Here is a 14,727-nt window from a genome sequence, read left to right as displayed (position 1 = left end):
TAACAAGCGTATTCACTCCGCCTCTGGCTGCGGTATTACCACTGCACCAGGGGCGGCCGGGTGGCTGCGGGCAACAAAATTGTCTAGCACTGGCCCAATAACAACGAAGCGCCAACCCGACAGGAGACTTGCACGTGTCCCTTTTCCTGATTGCGGCCCTGCCCTTCCTCGGAGCCGTCTTTCCCGCGCTATTGATCCGCGCCGGGCGCAATGCTGCGGCCTCAGCCGCCGGGCTGACCACACTGCTCGCCTTTATCGGGCTGATGCTGCACATTCCCGCCGTGTTCCGCGGCGAAACGGTCTATGCCGCCGTGGACTGGCTTCCCGCACTCGGCGTCAACGCGCATTTCTTTCTCGACGGACTCGGCTTCCTGTTTGCGGCGATGATCCTCGGCATCGGTCTCTTGATCATCCTCTACGCCCGCTACTACCTGTCGCGCGAAGACCCGATGGGGCAGTTCTACAGCTACCTCTTGCTGTTCCAGGGCGCGATGGTCGGCATCGTGCTGTCCGACAACATCCTGCTTCTGCTGGTGTTCTGGGAGTTGACCTCGCTCAGTTCCTTCCTGCTGATCGGCTACTGGAAACACCTGCCCGAAGGCCGCCAAGGCGCGCGCATGGCACTGACCGTCACCGGTTCCGGCGGGCTGGCGATGATTGCCGGCATGCTGATGCTGGGTCATATCGCAGGTTCCTATGATCTCAGCGTCATTCTCCAGAACAAGGAAGCGATCCAATCCTCGGATCTCTACCTGCCCGCGCTGATCCTGATCCTGCTCGGTGCCTTCACCAAGTCGGCGCAGTTCCCGTTCCATTTCTGGCTGCCGCACGCGATGGCGGCGCCAACACCGGTTTCGGCCTATCTGCACTCCGCCACCATGGTAAAGGCCGGGCTGTTCCTGATGGCCCGTCTGTGGCCGGTGCTGGCCGGCACGCCGGAGTGGTTCTACATCGTTGCCACCACAGGCCTTGTTACCATGCTGGTCGGCGCGGTAATTGCTCTGTTCAAGGACGACCTCAAGGCGCTGCTGGCGTTCTCCACCGTCAGCCACCTGGGCCTGATCACCATGCTGCTGGGCTTCGGCACCAAGATCGCGGCGGTGGCCGCGGTATTTCACATCATCAACCACGCCACTTTCAAGGCGGCGCTGTTCATGACTGCGGGCATCGTCGACCACGAGGCCGGCACCCGCGACATCAAGCGCTTGGGCGGACTGCGCCACCTGATGCCGGTCACTTTCACCATCGGCATGGTGGCGGCTTTGTCGATGGCCGGCATCCCGCCTCTCAACGGCTTCCTGTCCAAGGAGATGATGCTGGAGGAAACCGCCCACACCATCTGGAACGGCTCGCATCTGATCGTGCCAGCTCTGGCCACGGTGGCGGCGCTGTTCTCAGCCGCCTATTCCTTCCGCTTCATCGCCCATGTGTTCCTCGGCCGCAAGCGCGACGACTATCCCGGCCATCCGCATGACCCGAACACCGGCATGTGGATCGGCCCGGCGTTCCTGGTGGTTCTGGTGGTTTTGATCGGCCTCGCCTCGGCCAGGATTGCAGGCCCTATGGTCGCGACAGCCGCAGGCGCGGTGACAGGCGGCGGCGAGCTGCCCTATTACTCGCTCAAGCTCTGGCACGGACTGACCCCGGCGCTCTACATGTCGGTGGCGGCCACCATCGGCGGCCTCGCCCTGCTGGCACTGCATGCGCCCTTGCAGCGGGTCTGGAACGCCATGCCCCGGCCCGAAGCCAAGACCATATTCGATGCCCTGATCGGCGCCTTCACCCGCCTCAGCCAGCTCGTGACCGAAGGGCTGCACAACGGTGTCCTGACCCGGTACGCCGCAATCATGGTCGCCTTCACAGTGGCGGTCGGCTATTTCGCCTACCGCGGCGGCACCCTGGGCACTGAGACCCGCCAGTTGCAGGAGCCGGGCATGCTGCCAGTAGTCGGCTGGTTCGCGCTGGTGGTGGCGACGCTGTTCATCGTCGCCAAGCACCGCAACCGCCTGCTGGCGCTGGTTCTGATCGGCGTCGTCGGCCTGGTCGTCTCCATGGCCTTCAACTACCTTTCGGCCCCCGACCTGGCGCTGACCCAGATCTCGGTAGAGGTGGTCACCATCATCCTGATGCTGCTGGCCCTCAACTTCATGCCCAAGGAAACCCCGGTGGAAACCCCGGCCCTCACCCGCCTGCGCGACGGCGCGATCTCGGTGGTGGCGGGACTGGGCGCCGGCGGGCTGATCTATGCGCTCTTGATGCGGGATTTTGCCTTTCCGACGATTTCGGATTTCCACCTCGCCAATTCCTACAAGGGCGGCGGCGGCACCAACGTGGTGAACGTGATCCTCGTCGACTTCCGCGGCTACGACACCTTCGGCGAGATCATCGTGCTGGGCATCGCCGCCATGGTGATCTTCGCCCTGACCGAGGCGGTGCTGGCCTCCAAGGTCCGTGCCTATCTGCTGAACCGCAAACCGGACCTGCCGCAGGCAGGCGACAGCCATCCGCTGATGATGGTGGTAGCGACCCGGGTGATGATGCCGCTGGCGCTGATGGTTGCGGCCTATATCTTCTTCCGCGGCCACAACCTGCCGGGCGGCGGCTTCATCGCCGGGCTGGTCGCCGCAATCGCCATCATCATGCAATACATGGCCTCCGGCTTTGCCTGGGCGACCGAGCGGCAGCGCTACCCCTATCACGCCATCATCGGTTCCGGCGTGCTGATCGCCGCCGCCACCGGCATGGGGGCCTGGTTCAACGGAAAGCCGTTCCTGACCAGCGATTTCGGCTACCTGCACTGGGCGCCGCTGGAGGAGTTCGAATGGGCCACCGCCGCGCTTTTCGACCTCGGCGTCTTCCTGGCCGTTGTGGGCGCGGTGCTCCTGGCACTGGAAAGCCTGTCGCGCTTCGCCTGGCAGCCGGGCATCAGCTCTGAGCACGCAATGGACATCAACCCGGCCCGCGACGAAGCGGCCAAGACCGGGACGGAGGGATAACCATGGAACTTCTCGTTGCCTCTGCCGTGGGCATCCTGACGGCGGCAGGTGTCTACCTGATCCTGCGCCGCCGCAGCTTCCCGGTGATCCTGGGCCTGTCGCTGCTGACCTATGCGGTCAACGTGTTCCTGTTCGCCACCGGCAGGCTGGTCACCGGTGCGCCGCCAATCCTGAACAAATACAAGGAAGTCGCCTATACCGACCCGCTGCCGCAGGCGCTGGTGCTCACGGCCATCGTGATCTCCTTTGGCATGACCGCCGTGGTGGTAATGATCGCGCTGGGGGCGTTTCTCTCGTCTCGCGATGACGGCACCGCCATGCCGGTTGAGGCAGACGGCGCAGAGGAGGACGCATGATGGAGCATCTGCTGATCGCGCCGGTGGTGCTGCCCGCCCTTGTTGCGCCTTTCATCATCATGGTGCTGCGCCACCATCTGGACCTGCAACGGATCTTCTCGCTCGCCAGCGCGGTGCTGCTGGCTGGCATCACCCTGGCACTGGCCGCACAGGCCGCGGACGGCACCGTCAAGGTCTATGAGCTGGGCGACTGGCCTGCCCCCTTTGGCATCGTGCTGGTGCTGGACCGTCTATCGGCGATGATGATCGTGCTCACGTCGCTGCTGGCTCTGCCGGTGCTGCTCTATGCCATCGGCTCCGGCTGGGACACCCGCGGCAGCAACTTCCACGCGCTGTTCCAGTTCCAGCTAATGGGCATCATGGGCGCCTTTCTGACCGGCGACGCCTTCAACCTGTTCGTCTTCTTCGAGGTGCTGCTGATTGCCTCCTATGGGCTAATGATCCACTCCGGTGGCACCCGCCGGTTCCAGGCCGGCGTGCAATATGTGGTTTTCAACCTTTTGGGTTCCACCCTGTTCCTGTTTGCGCTTGGCACGCTTTATGCGGTGACCGGCACCCTGAACATGGCCGACCTCGCGGTGAAGGTCGCCCAGATCCCGGCTGAGGATACGGCACTCCTAAGGGTCGGTGCGGTGATGCTTCTGCTGGTCTTTGCCATCAAGGCATCGCTCCTGCCGCTGCATTTCTGGCTGCCCTCGGCATATGCCAACGCGCCGATGCCGGTGGCGGCGCTCTTTGCCATCATGACCAAGGTCGGCGCCTATTCGATCCTGCGCATTTACACGCTGGTCTTCGGCCCAGAGGTCGAGGCCACAGCGGGCCTGACGGAGGCCTGGCTGCTGCCCGCCGCCCTGCTGACACTTGGCGCAGGCGCCATCGGCGTGCTCGGCTCCAAGAAGCTGGGGCGCCTCGCGGCTTTCGGCGCCATCGCCTCCATGGGCACGCTGCTGATTGCCGTTTCGCTGTTCACCCAAACCGCCGCCGCCGCTGCGCTCTACTACCTGGTGCACTCCACCCTGGCTGCGGCACTGCTGTTCCTGGTGGCCGACCTGGTGATGGAGCGCCAGGGCCAGTGGATCCTTCCGCAGCTGCCGATGCCGCAGACCGGGCTGATCTCGGCGCTGTTCTTCGCCGCCGCCATCGCGCTAGCAGGGATGCCGCCGCTGTCTGGATTTTTGGGCAAGCTCCTGGTGCTGGACGCCACCCGCGGCGCCGATCTGGCGCCCTGGATCTGGGGGGTGATCCTGCTGGGCTCGCTCGTCACCATCATCGGCATGGCCCGCGCAGGCTCGCTCCTGTTCTGGAAGGGCCATGGGCTGGAGTCCGAAGAACCCGCCACCAGCGAGGCGCCGCCCGTGGGCACATTGCCCGCCAAACCGGCGCAGCTGCCCTTTGTGGCGTGCTTCGGCCTTCTTGGCGGGCTGGTGGCGCTAACTGTCTTTGCAGGCCCCGCCACACGCTATGCCGAGGCAACGGCTGCGCAGCTCTATGCGCCTGCAGCCTATATCGACACCGTGCTTGGGAGGACCGCGGAATGAAACTGATCTGGCGGCTGTTCCCGCACCCGTTTCTCACCATCCTGCTCACCCTCACCTGGCTTCTGATGGTAAACCGCTGGTCGCTGAACTCATTGGTCTTCGGCTTCATGCTGGGCGTGATCATCCCCTTCGTGACACAGCCCTACTGGCCCAACCGCCCCACCCTGCGGCGCCCGCTGAAGATCGCGGAGTACATTCTGGTGGTGCTGATGGACATCATCCAGGCCAATATCATCGTGGCCCGCATCGTGCTGTTCAAACCCAACGCCGACCGCCGCCCCAACTGGATCACCATTCCGCTGGAGCTGAAAACCCCGGAGGCGATCACCGCCCTCGCGGGCACCATCACCATGACCCCGGGCACCTTGTCGGCGGATGTCTCGGATGAGGGCCACGCCCTTCTGGTCCACTGCCTGGATGCCCCCAACCCGGACGCGGTGCGGGATGAGATCAAACAGCGCTACGAGCGCCGGCTGATGGAGATTTTCGAATGATCGAAAGCGCTGCCACCTTCGCCTTTGCCTGCTTCGCGCTCGCCATGCTGATGAACCTCTGGAAGGTCGTCACCGCCCCCGACGTGGCCGACCGTATCCTGGCACTCGACACCATGTTCATCAATGCCATCGCCCTGATGGTCCTTTACGGCATGGCCCTGGGAACTGAGATCTTCTTCGAGGCCGCGATGATCATCGCCATGCTCGGCTTTGTCTCCACCGTGGCCTACGCGCGCTTTATCCTGCGCGGCAACATTATCGAGTGAGGGCAAGTACATGGAAAACCTGTTTGAACTCCTCGTTGCCGCCTTCCTGGTGATTGCCGGGATCTTCGGCATTGTCGGCTCCTTCGGGCTGATCAAGCTGAACGACCCGATGTCGCGGCTGCACGCCCCGACCAAGGCCACCACCCTGGGTGTCGGCGGCGTGCTGCTTGCTTCGATGCTGCATGCGGCCGCGTTCGAGGAGCACTTCTCCTACCACGAACTAATGATCACCCTGTTCCTGTTCCTGACCGCGCCGATCACCGCGAACTTCATCGCCAAGGTGCATATCCACCGGCAGGAGAGCCGCGAAACCATGCCCGAGGCCGGCGGCGACGATCACTGGGCCACCCACGACACGCCCGAGGACGAGGAACGCCGGCACGCAGCTCATAACCCGCCCGCCGAAGAATAAGCGCGGGACAGTCAGGAAGGCACAAACCGTGATGGACACCTCCCGCTTGCCGCTAACCCGGGATCTGGTGCTGGTCGGCGGCGGCCACACCCACGCGCTGGTGCTGCGCAAATGGGGCATGAAACCCCTGCCCGGTGCCCGGCTGACCGTCATCAACCCTGGCCCTACCGCGCCCTATTCCGGCATGCTGCCCGGTTTTGTTGCGGGCCATTACGGGCGCGGGGAGCTGGACATTGACCTGGTCCGCCTCGCCCGTTTTGCCGACGCCCGCGTGGTGCTGGGAGCGGCAGAGCATATCGACACCGGGGCCCAGCTGGTGCATGTGCCGGGCCGCCCGCCGATTGCCTATGACGTTGCTTCCATTGACATCGGCATCACCTCCGCCATGCCGGACCTTCCAGGCTTTGCCGAGCACGGCATCCCGGCTAAGCCGCTGGACCGCTTCGCCGCCCAATGGGCCGTCTTCCGCGAGGAGGACGGCCCCGCCCATGTCGCGGTGATCGGCGGCGGCGTTGCCGGGGCGGAGCTGATCCTGGCCATGGCCTATTCCCTCAGATCCCGCGGCCGCCTCGCCCAGGCGACGCTGATCGACAGCGACGAGGCCTTGCGCGCCATTGGCGAAAAGGCCGGCCAGAAGCTGCGCCGCGCCTTGGTCGAACATGGCGTGCGGCTGGAGGAGAACGCCCGCATCGAGCGCATCGAAGACGGCTACATAACACTGCAGGACGGCAGCGAGATCCTGTCCGATTTCACCACCGGCGCCGCCGGCGCCCGCCCCTACGGCTGGCTCGCGGACAGCGGGCTGGCCCTGCAGGACGGGTTCATCCGGGTCGGCGAGACCCTGCAAAGCTCCGCCGCCAATGTCTTTGCCGCCGGCGACTGTGCCCATATGGATTTTGCCCCGCGCCCCAAGGCAGGCGTCTATGCCGTGCGCCAGTCGCCGGTGCTCTACCACAACCTGCGCGCCCAGTTGACGGGCGATCCCCTGCGCAAATACCGGCCGCAGAAGGATTACCTGAAACTGATCTCCATGGGCGCGCGCGAGGCGCTTGGCGAACGCTTCGGCACCACCCTTGCCGGCCCGCTGATGTGGAGCTGGAAGGACCGCATCGACCAGGCCTTCATGGAGAAATTCCGCGACCTGCCTGCGATGGAGGGCCCACCGCTGCCGGCCGAACACACGCTGGACATGGAGGAGGCGCTGGGAGACAAGCCCATGTGCGGCGGCTGCGGCGCCAAGGTCGGGCGAGATGCCCTGCTCGGCACGCTTGCCGGTCTCAGCAATGCGAGCCGCGACGACATAACGCCCCTGCCCGGCGATGACGCGGCGCTGCTGACCACCGGCGGCGTCAAACAAGTGATCAGCACCGACCACCTGCGCAGCTTCACAAACGACCCGGTTTTGATGACCCGTATAGCGGCCGTGCACGCGCTTGGCGACATCTGGGCAATGGGGGCAGAGCCGCAGGCCGCCACCGCCAACCTGATCCTGCCGCGCATGTCGCCCGCTCTGCAGGCCCGCACCCTGCAGGAGATCATGGGGGCCGCATCTGAGGTCATGCAAGAAGCCGGCGCCGCCATCATCGGCGGCCATACCTCGCTGGGCGATGAGCTGACCATTGGCTTCACCGTCACTGGTCTTTGCCCCCGCCCCGTGATCACCCTCGCCGGCGCCGAACCCGGCGATGCGCTGGTCCTGACCAAGCCCCTCGGCTCCGGCGTGCTGATGGCTGCGGAAATGGCGGGCGCGGCCAAGGGAGACTGGGTGGCCGCTGCGCTGGAACAGATGAGCCAGCCGCAGGGCGCCGCTGCCCGCATCCTGCAGGACGCGCACGCAATGACCGACGTGACCGGCTTTGGCCTGCTCGGGCATTTGCTTGGTATCTGTGAGGCATCCGGCACAGGCGCAGAGCTGTTCACCACCCGGATCCCCCTGATGCAGGGCGCCGCAGAGCTGGCGGACCGCGGCATCCGTTCCTCGCTGTTTCCCGCCAACCAGGCCGCCGTGGCGGAGCTCAAAACCACCGGCTGGCAAGACCTGCTGTTCGACCCGCAAACCGCGGGCGGCTTGCTGGCAGCGGTTGCCGCAGATCGGGCTGATGAGGTGCTGGAACAGCTGCGCGCAGCCGGCTACCCGGCGGCCCTCATCGGCAAGGTCACAGAAGGTGTAGGTGCGATCACGCTCAGCGCCTGACCCGCTCCCGTTGGGCGGAAGATCCCCGTCCCGCCGGCCTCACATGCCGGTCATGATCTCCGCAACCTGCGCCGCGGCGGCATCCAGCCCGGCCTCATCCAGCGTTCCGGCCTCGACCGTGGCGGCCACCACCGCGCCAATCGCGGCACGGGATTTGCGGTAGGCCGGGTCGTAATGCTCAACCATCAGCGCCTCAGTCAATCCAGCCTTGTCCCCTGCATCGATGCAATCAAACCAGCCGTCTACCACCGCGCCGGAGCGATGGGCGCGCAGCGGCCCCAGCTTCTCGCGCAGCCGCTCCGAGTCTGACAGGATATCGTCGTAAGCCTGCACCAGATACCGGCACCGGGCCGCAACCGGCACCTGCAGCTCGATCCTCGGCGCCTGCTTCATCGCTTCCCAGACCGCGGGCGGAATGATCCGCTGGCCGATCTTATTCGATTCCGCCTCGACCAGCACCGGGCGGGCCGGGTCCAGCCGCATCAGCGCACCGGCCACCGCTGATTCGAACGCTTTCTGCGAAGGCTGCGGTGTGGGCATATCGCCAAGCAAAGAGCCGCGGTGATTGGCCAGCCCCTCCAGGTCCAGCACCTGCGCGCCCAGCTCCCCGGCGCGTTTCAGCACCTCGGTCTTGGCCGATCCGGTATAGCCGTCCAGCGCCACCAGGTAGTGCGGCAGCGCGGTTTCATACATCGCCTTGTGCACCAGGCGGCGGTAGGTCTGATAGCCGCCTTCCACCACCTCGGCGCGCCAGCCGATCTGCTGCAGCATCCAGGTGAACGACCCGGACCGCTGGCCGCCGCGCCAGCAGTAGACCAGCGGCTTCCAGCCACCGTCGTGATGGCTCAGGCTCTGTTCGATGTGGTTGGCGGCATTGCGGAACACCAGCGCCGCCCCCAGCTTGCGTGCCTTGAAGGGGCTGTCCTGCACATAGATGGTGCCGACCTTGGCGCGCTCTTCGTTGTTCAGCACCGGCAAGCTGATTGCGCCGGGCACGTGGTCCTCGGCATGTTCCGCCGGGCTGCGCACGTCGATCACGGTGTCGAACCCGTGGGCATAGAACTCTTGCAGGGAGGTGAATTTCAGCGCCATGCCCCAGCTCTACCGCGCGCATTGGGCAAGGAAAAGCCGCAAATCCCCGGCTTGCGGCAATATAACTTGCGCGCACTGCGCACGGGGCGCTAAGGCAAGCCTTGCAAGCAGAACCGCCGGGGCAGACGCACCCGGGACGACCAAACCGGCAAGGACCAGAAGGCCATGACGACCGACCCGTTGGACATCCACACCCTGCCCGGCCACCTTATCCGGCGGCTGCACCAGATTTCCGTGGCCCAGTTCATGGACCAGATGGCGGCAGAGGGCGTGGACCTCACCCCGGTGCAGTTTTCCGCCATGGCCGCAATCCGCCGCCATCCCGGCATCGACCAGGCGTCGGTTGCGGGCCTCATCGCCTATGACCGCGCGACACTGGGCAAGGTCGTGGACCGGCTGGTGGACAAGGGGTTTGTGGAACGCCGCGTGTCCCAGGCCGACCGCCGTGCCCGCGAGGTCAGCCTGACCCGCGGCGGCGAAGCGCTGCTGGACCGCATCCTGCCCATCGTGCGGGCCTCCCAGCCCAGCATTCTGACCGGCCTCACGGAAGCTGAGCAGGAAACCTTCGTGGCGCTGCTGCAAAAGGCGACGCTTGCAGGCAACGACCTCAGCCGCGCACCGCAGCGCGACCTGCCGGCCCGCCACGCCGCGGAGTAACGCTCAGATCAGCTGGCCGCGCGGGATATCATCTTCCCCGAACGGCTCGATCAGCTCCGTCCCCTCGGCGCGGTTGGAGTTCACCGCCGGATCGACCCGGTGGTAGTCCAGCACGCCCTCCGGCCCCGGCTGCATCAGCCTGGCGGCGCCATGGCCCTCCTCCCCCAGCCATTTGCCCCAGTCCTCCGCCTCCAGGATCAGCGGCATCCGGTGGTGGACGGCAGACAGCCCCTGATTGGCGGCGGTGGTGACAATGGCGCAGGTTTTGACCGGATCGTCGGCGCCCCAGTTTTGCCAGACGGCGGCAAAGGCAATCGGCGCGCCGTCGCTGCGGTGGATGTACCAGGGCAGCCGGGCGCCGTCCTCCGACTTGGTCCATTCATAAAACCCGGTGGCCGGGATCAGGCAGCGCCGTTCCCGGGCAGCCTTCGCAAAGGCGGGCTTTTCCGCTATCGTCTCCGCCCGCGCGTTGATCAGCAGCGGCCCGGCGCTTTCGCTTTTGTACCAATGCGGCAGGAACCCCCAGCGCATCGAAACCAGCTGCCGTCCCGTATCGCCCGCCTGCACGACATGCACCGGGTTGGTGGGGCAGACGTTGAAGTTCGGCACCTTGGGCAGATCATTCGCAGGCTGCGCCGCAAACAGCTGCGCCATTGCATCGGTGGGCAGGGTTATGGCAAATCGTCCGCACATGCTGATTTCTAACCCGGCCCGGGGCGCAGATGCAAAACCTGCCTTGGCCACCGGATTTCAGCCGCCCTGACAGGATGATAGATAGGCCTCATGACTCTTCAGAACGATCTCCAGTCCGCCTTGGGTTTTCTCAACCAGGGCAAGTTCAAACAGGCGCTGAAACAGTCCAAGGGCGGCATGAAGCGGCACAAGAGCCACCCGGATTTCCCCAATATCGCCGGCATCTCCCTGTCGGGCCTCGGCAAGCACCGCGATGCCGTCCCGTATTTCAAGAAGGCGCTGGCGCTCGCCCCCGGCTTTCACGACGCTCGCAAGAACCTGGCGCAGACGCTCTTGTTCCTGCAGCAGGGCGAACAGGCGATGAAACTGCTGGAACGGGTGCTGAAGGACCAGCCCGGCGATCAGCCAGCTCTGTATCTGCAGGCGCAGGCGCATCTGGTGATGAACGACGCCGAGGCCGCGATCGAGACTGCAACCGCCGCGCTGGCCCGCGATCCGCGCCAGCCGCGGATGCTGCGGCTGCGCGCCACCGCCTGGAACACGCTGGGCGACGAAAAAGCGACGCTGGCGGACTACCAGGCCGCGCTGAAGGTGAACCCCAACGACGCCGACGCGCTGCAGAACGCCAGCCTGCTGCTGGCCCGGCTGATGCGGCAGGAGGAGGCCACCGCGGCCGCGCAAAAGGCCGTTGCCGTGGCGCCGCAAAACGCCGAGGCGCGCCGCCGCCTGGCCAGCCAGCTGATCTCCAATGGTGAAAGCGGCGCAGCCCGCGAGCAGTGCTTGGCGCTGCTGGAGCTGGACCCCAAGGACACCCAGGTGCTGGAAATGCTGGCCCGCATCAGCAGCCGCGAACAGAACGCAGAGCTGCTGCCCATTGCGCAAAAGGCGCTGAAAGCCGCCGCGCCCCGCTCGCTCGACCGTGCCAACGTGAGCTTTGCCCTGGCCCGGATCGCGGATCAGGCAGGCGACAAGGAGGCTTTTGCCGCCCATAATGACGAAGCAAACGCCTGTATGGCGGCACAGACCCCCTATGACTACGAGGTAAGTGAACGCCAGTTCAGCCGCATTATGGCGGCCTTCCCGGCGGAGATCACCCCGGCAGAGACCAGTCCAGAAGGACCGCGTCCGATTTATGTGGTGGGGATGCCCCGCTCCGGCACCACGCTGACCGAGACCGTGATCGGCCTGCACCCCGACGTTTTCCCGCTGGGCGAACGCGGCGTGCCGGCCTTCCTGCTGCATCCCTATCTGGACAAGGATCAGGACTTCACCCCCGAGGCCGCACGCAACTTCGTGGCAGAGGACATCAGCCGCCTGCCCGAAATGCCAGAGGGCACGGCAGCCTATGTCGACAAGATGCCCGACAATTACCGCCTGCTGGGCCACCTGCTGACCGCCTACCCGGATGCACGCTTTGTTCATCTTTGCCGCGATCCGCGCGATGTGGCGCTGTCGATCTGGCGCGGCTATTTCTCCGGCAGCTCGCTCACCTATGCCTACGACCTCAAGGCGATGGCGCACCGCTTCAACCTCTATGGCCGGCTGATGCAGCACTGGCGGCAGGTGATGCCGGGCCGGATCTATGACCTGCGCTATGAGAGCTTCGTTGCCGATATTGAGGGCGAAAGCCGCAAGCTGGCAGAGTTCTGCGGGCTGGACTGGGTTGAGGACATGGCTCACCCGGAACGCCACGAGGGCCAGGTGCTGACGCTGTCGAACACACAGGTGCGGCAGACGGCGCACACGCGGTCAATCGGCAAGTGGGAGAAATACGCTGATGTCCTGGCGCCGTTCGTCGACGGGCTGGACCCGCAAATCTGGCCGGAAATCAAAGGTTAGCAGGATTTACTTCGTGTAAGCCTTGCGCGCGATCTCGATCCGCGCGTCCATCATCGACATCTCTTTCAGGATCTCCTGCCGGCGGCTGCGGTCGCCGGCCTCCCGCAGCTCCGCCCGCAGCCGCTGCAGCTCACGCGACAGGCTCACGAACTCCGGCACCCCGCCGCTCTCGCGCACCAGCCGGTTGACCAGCTCATTCTCCGGGTCCTCGCATTTCGGCAGCGGTTTGCCTGCGCCCTCCAGATTGTCAAAGGCGCCGTCCTTTTCGGCGGCTTCGATCCGGGCATTGATAAGGTCGATCAGCGGGTGGTCCATGACCTGCATTCTGCCATGCGCGCGCGGGCGGCGAAAGCCCTTGGCGGCCGTTAAGGAACAGACCGCAAAGCTTAACAATCCCTGAAAATAATGCGGCAGTATTCTTGCCTGAATGTTTCGCGCGCGAAACATTCAGGCAGCAACGCTGACCTATTTCAGCCCGCCTATTTCACCTGCGAAATCCGTCCGTCGGTATAGGGCGTGTACGGGCCTTGGGCAGCCAGATACTCCGCCAGCACATCCGCCAGGTCCGGGCCGAAATCATAGGCATTCTTGTCGTCGCCCTCGAACATCGCATAGCCGTCGCCGCCATTGCGGACGTAATCGTTTGTGACCACAAAATAGGTCCTGGCCGGATCAACCGGCACAAAGCCGTCACCCTCAGCCACCAGCACCTCCTGCACCCGGCCCGCGTTCGGCGCGGCAGAGCTGTCCCAGCTGAATTTCAACCCAGAGACCTGCGGGAACCGGCCCTTGACGTCCTCCACTTGGCTGACGCCGTTCTCCAGCGCCTCGACCAGCGTTTCGCCGTCAATTTCAAAGGTCGACAGCGTGTTCTGAAACGGCAGGATGGTCAGCACCTCGCCCATGGTGACCTCCCCTGCATCGAGGCTGGCGCGGATGCCGCCGGAGTTTGCAATGGCGATGGTCACGCCCTGGTCCTTGACCCGGTCCAGCATTGCATCGGCCACCAGGTTGCCCATCTGGCACTCCTGCACCCGGCACACATCGCGGCTGCCTTCGATGGGCTCCGCCGCCTCTGCCACCACCTTGTTGCGGATCTCATCCAGCGGCTGCGCCAGCTCCGCGATCCGGTCCAGCGTGGCCGCATCCTCACTGACGGCCGCATCCATGATCAGCGGCTCGCCAGTGGCGCTGACCACATGGCCCGCGTCGTCAAAACTCACATTCAGCTCTCCAAGGAACTTGCCATAGGCATAGGCCTGCACGATCTGCACCCCGTTCACCACGGTCGGATACGGCCCGACCGCCTTGTCCGAGCTGTTGGACAGGTAGGTGTTGCTGTGCCCGCCTACAATCACGTCCACCCCAGTGGTCTCCGCCGCAACCCGCTGGTCCACCCCATAGCCGGAGTGGCTGAGCACCACGATCTTGTTAACGCCCTCGGCGGTCAGCCTGTCGACCTCAGCCTGCACCGCCGCCACGGGATCGGAGAAATGCACGTTCTTGCCGGGGCTTGCCAGCTCATGCGTATCCTCCGGCGTCAGGCCAATGAGGCCGATCTTCCCGCCGCCGCGCTCAATCACCGTGGATTTCTTCAGCACATCCGCCAGCGCTGGTTCACCCGAGACATCGGCATTGGACATCAGCACCGGAAAGCCCACCGCATCCATGAACCCGCGCAGCACTTCCGGCCCGTCGTCGAATTCATGGTTGCCGACGGTCATCCCGTCATAGCCCAGCTTGGTCATGAACTCCGCCGCGGCTTTTCCCTTGTAATAGGTGTAGAACAGCGATCCTTGGAACTGGTCGCCGCCATCAACCAGGATCGTGTTCTCCGCCCGCACCCGGGCCTCGGCAATAGCGGTCACCAGCCGCGCGGTGCCGCCAAAGCATTTGCCCTCGGCCTGATCTTCGGCGTCACAGGTGCTGTCGTATTTGTTGATCGGCTCGAACCGCGAGTGGAAATCGTTGGTGTGCAGGATGGTCAGCTTGTACTCCGCTGCCGCGCTGCCGACTGTCAGGGCCAAGGCCGCAACCGGGGTGAGAATCCGTGCAATCATGAAGAGCGCTCCCGTGTTCTGTTTAAAGGGGAGCCTGCGCCCAAAGGCCGCGCCGGTCAAAGGGGAAAAGGGTCCATACTGCCTCCCCTGACGTCAGCATTGCACGGCCGCATACGGCCGATCCCCCTTG

At 65.0% G+C, this 14,727-nt stretch carries 13 protein-coding genes; 9 read left to right on the top strand and 4 right to left on the bottom strand.

The window, feature by feature from the left end; genetic code table 11:
* The first annotated feature begins 134 nt into the window (after positions 1-134).
* The 7 genes from LHL23_RS07235 to selD are packed head-to-tail and all read left to right on the top strand — an operon-like array spanning position 135 to position 8,256.
* Positions 135-2,996, top strand: coding sequence for a monovalent cation/H+ antiporter subunit A (locus tag LHL23_RS07235; RefSeq protein WP_226429340.1), 2,862 nt, complete (start codon positions 135-137; stop codon positions 2,994-2,996).
* Positions 2,997-2,998: 2 nt separating this feature from the next.
* Positions 2,999-3,352: a Na+/H+ antiporter subunit C gene (locus tag LHL23_RS07230; RefSeq protein WP_226429339.1), complete on the top strand. Its 354-nt coding sequence runs from the start codon at positions 2,999-3,001 to the stop codon at positions 3,350-3,352.
* Positions 3,352-4,890: a monovalent cation/H+ antiporter subunit D gene (locus tag LHL23_RS07225; RefSeq protein WP_226429469.1), complete on the top strand. Its 1,539-nt coding sequence runs from the start codon at positions 3,352-3,354 to the stop codon at positions 4,888-4,890. Before LHL23_RS07230 ends, LHL23_RS07225 begins: the two co-directional genes overlap by 1 nt.
* Complete coding sequence (locus tag LHL23_RS07220; RefSeq protein ID WP_226429338.1) at positions 4,887-5,384, top strand: Na+/H+ antiporter subunit E; 498 nt, start codon at positions 4,887-4,889, stop codon at positions 5,382-5,384. Before LHL23_RS07225 ends, LHL23_RS07220 begins: the two co-directional genes overlap by 4 nt.
* Positions 5,381-5,650 carry a K+/H+ antiporter subunit F gene (locus tag LHL23_RS07215; RefSeq protein ID WP_019295814.1) on the top strand — a complete coding sequence of 90 codons (270 nt, stop codon included), beginning with the start codon at positions 5,381-5,383 and terminating at the stop codon, positions 5,648-5,650. The genes LHL23_RS07220 and LHL23_RS07215 overlap by 4 nt, the downstream gene beginning before the upstream one ends.
* Positions 5,651-5,660: 10 nt before the next feature.
* Positions 5,661-6,062 (top strand): Na+/H+ antiporter subunit G, encoded by a 402-nt coding sequence (locus LHL23_RS07210; RefSeq protein ID WP_226429337.1) that lies wholly within the window; start codon positions 5,661-5,663, stop codon positions 6,060-6,062.
* Between the two features lie 31 nt (positions 6,063-6,093).
* Positions 6,094-8,256 (top strand): selenide, water dikinase SelD, encoded by a 2,163-nt coding sequence (gene selD, locus LHL23_RS07205; protein ID WP_226429468.1) that lies wholly within the window; start codon positions 6,094-6,096, stop codon positions 8,254-8,256.
* 39 nt (positions 8,257-8,295) lie between these two features.
* On the opposite strand, the gene mnmH is transcribed toward selD, so the two are convergent.
* Positions 8,296-9,348 (bottom strand): tRNA 2-selenouridine(34) synthase MnmH, encoded by a 1,053-nt coding sequence (gene mnmH, locus LHL23_RS07200; protein ID WP_226429336.1) that lies wholly within the window; start codon positions 9,346-9,348, stop codon positions 8,296-8,298.
* A 165-nt stretch (positions 9,349-9,513) separates the two neighbouring features.
* Between mnmH and LHL23_RS07195 the strand changes: the two genes are divergently transcribed.
* On the top strand, positions 9,514-10,005 hold the full coding sequence (locus LHL23_RS07195) for a MarR family winged helix-turn-helix transcriptional regulator (RefSeq protein WP_226429335.1): 492 nt from the start codon (positions 9,514-9,516) through the stop codon (positions 10,003-10,005).
* 3 nt (positions 10,006-10,008) lie between these two features.
* Here the strand turns inward: LHL23_RS07195 and LHL23_RS07190 are convergent, their stop codons facing one another.
* Positions 10,009-10,698, bottom strand: a complete 690-nt coding sequence (locus LHL23_RS07190) for an SOS response-associated peptidase (protein ID WP_226429334.1) — start codon at positions 10,696-10,698, stop codon at positions 10,009-10,011.
* 90 nt (positions 10,699-10,788) lie between these two features.
* Between LHL23_RS07190 and LHL23_RS07185 the strand changes: the two genes are divergently transcribed.
* Complete coding sequence (locus tag LHL23_RS07185; RefSeq protein ID WP_226429333.1) at positions 10,789-12,537, top strand: tetratricopeptide repeat-containing sulfotransferase family protein; 1,749 nt, start codon at positions 10,789-10,791, stop codon at positions 12,535-12,537.
* 6 nt (positions 12,538-12,543) lie between these two features.
* Here LHL23_RS07185 and LHL23_RS07180 read toward each other — a convergent pair whose 3' ends face one another.
* Positions 12,544-12,852, bottom strand: coding sequence for a J-domain-containing protein (locus LHL23_RS07180; protein ID WP_226429332.1), 309 nt, complete (start codon positions 12,850-12,852; stop codon positions 12,544-12,546).
* A gap of 164 nt (positions 12,853-13,016) precedes the next feature.
* The gene (locus tag LHL23_RS07175; RefSeq protein WP_226429331.1) at positions 13,017-14,597 is read right to left on the bottom strand and encodes a bifunctional metallophosphatase/5'-nucleotidase; all 1,581 of its coding nucleotides are present in this window, start codon (positions 14,595-14,597) and stop codon (positions 13,017-13,019) included.
* Positions 14,598-14,727 lie beyond the last annotated feature (130 nt).

The sequence above is a fragment of the Leisingera sp. McT4-56 genome, from assembly GCF_020514995.1.
Taxonomy (GTDB): domain Bacteria; phylum Pseudomonadota; class Alphaproteobacteria; order Rhodobacterales; family Rhodobacteraceae; genus Leisingera; species Leisingera aquaemixtae_A.
This window is presented reverse-complemented; position numbering and strand designations above follow the sequence as displayed.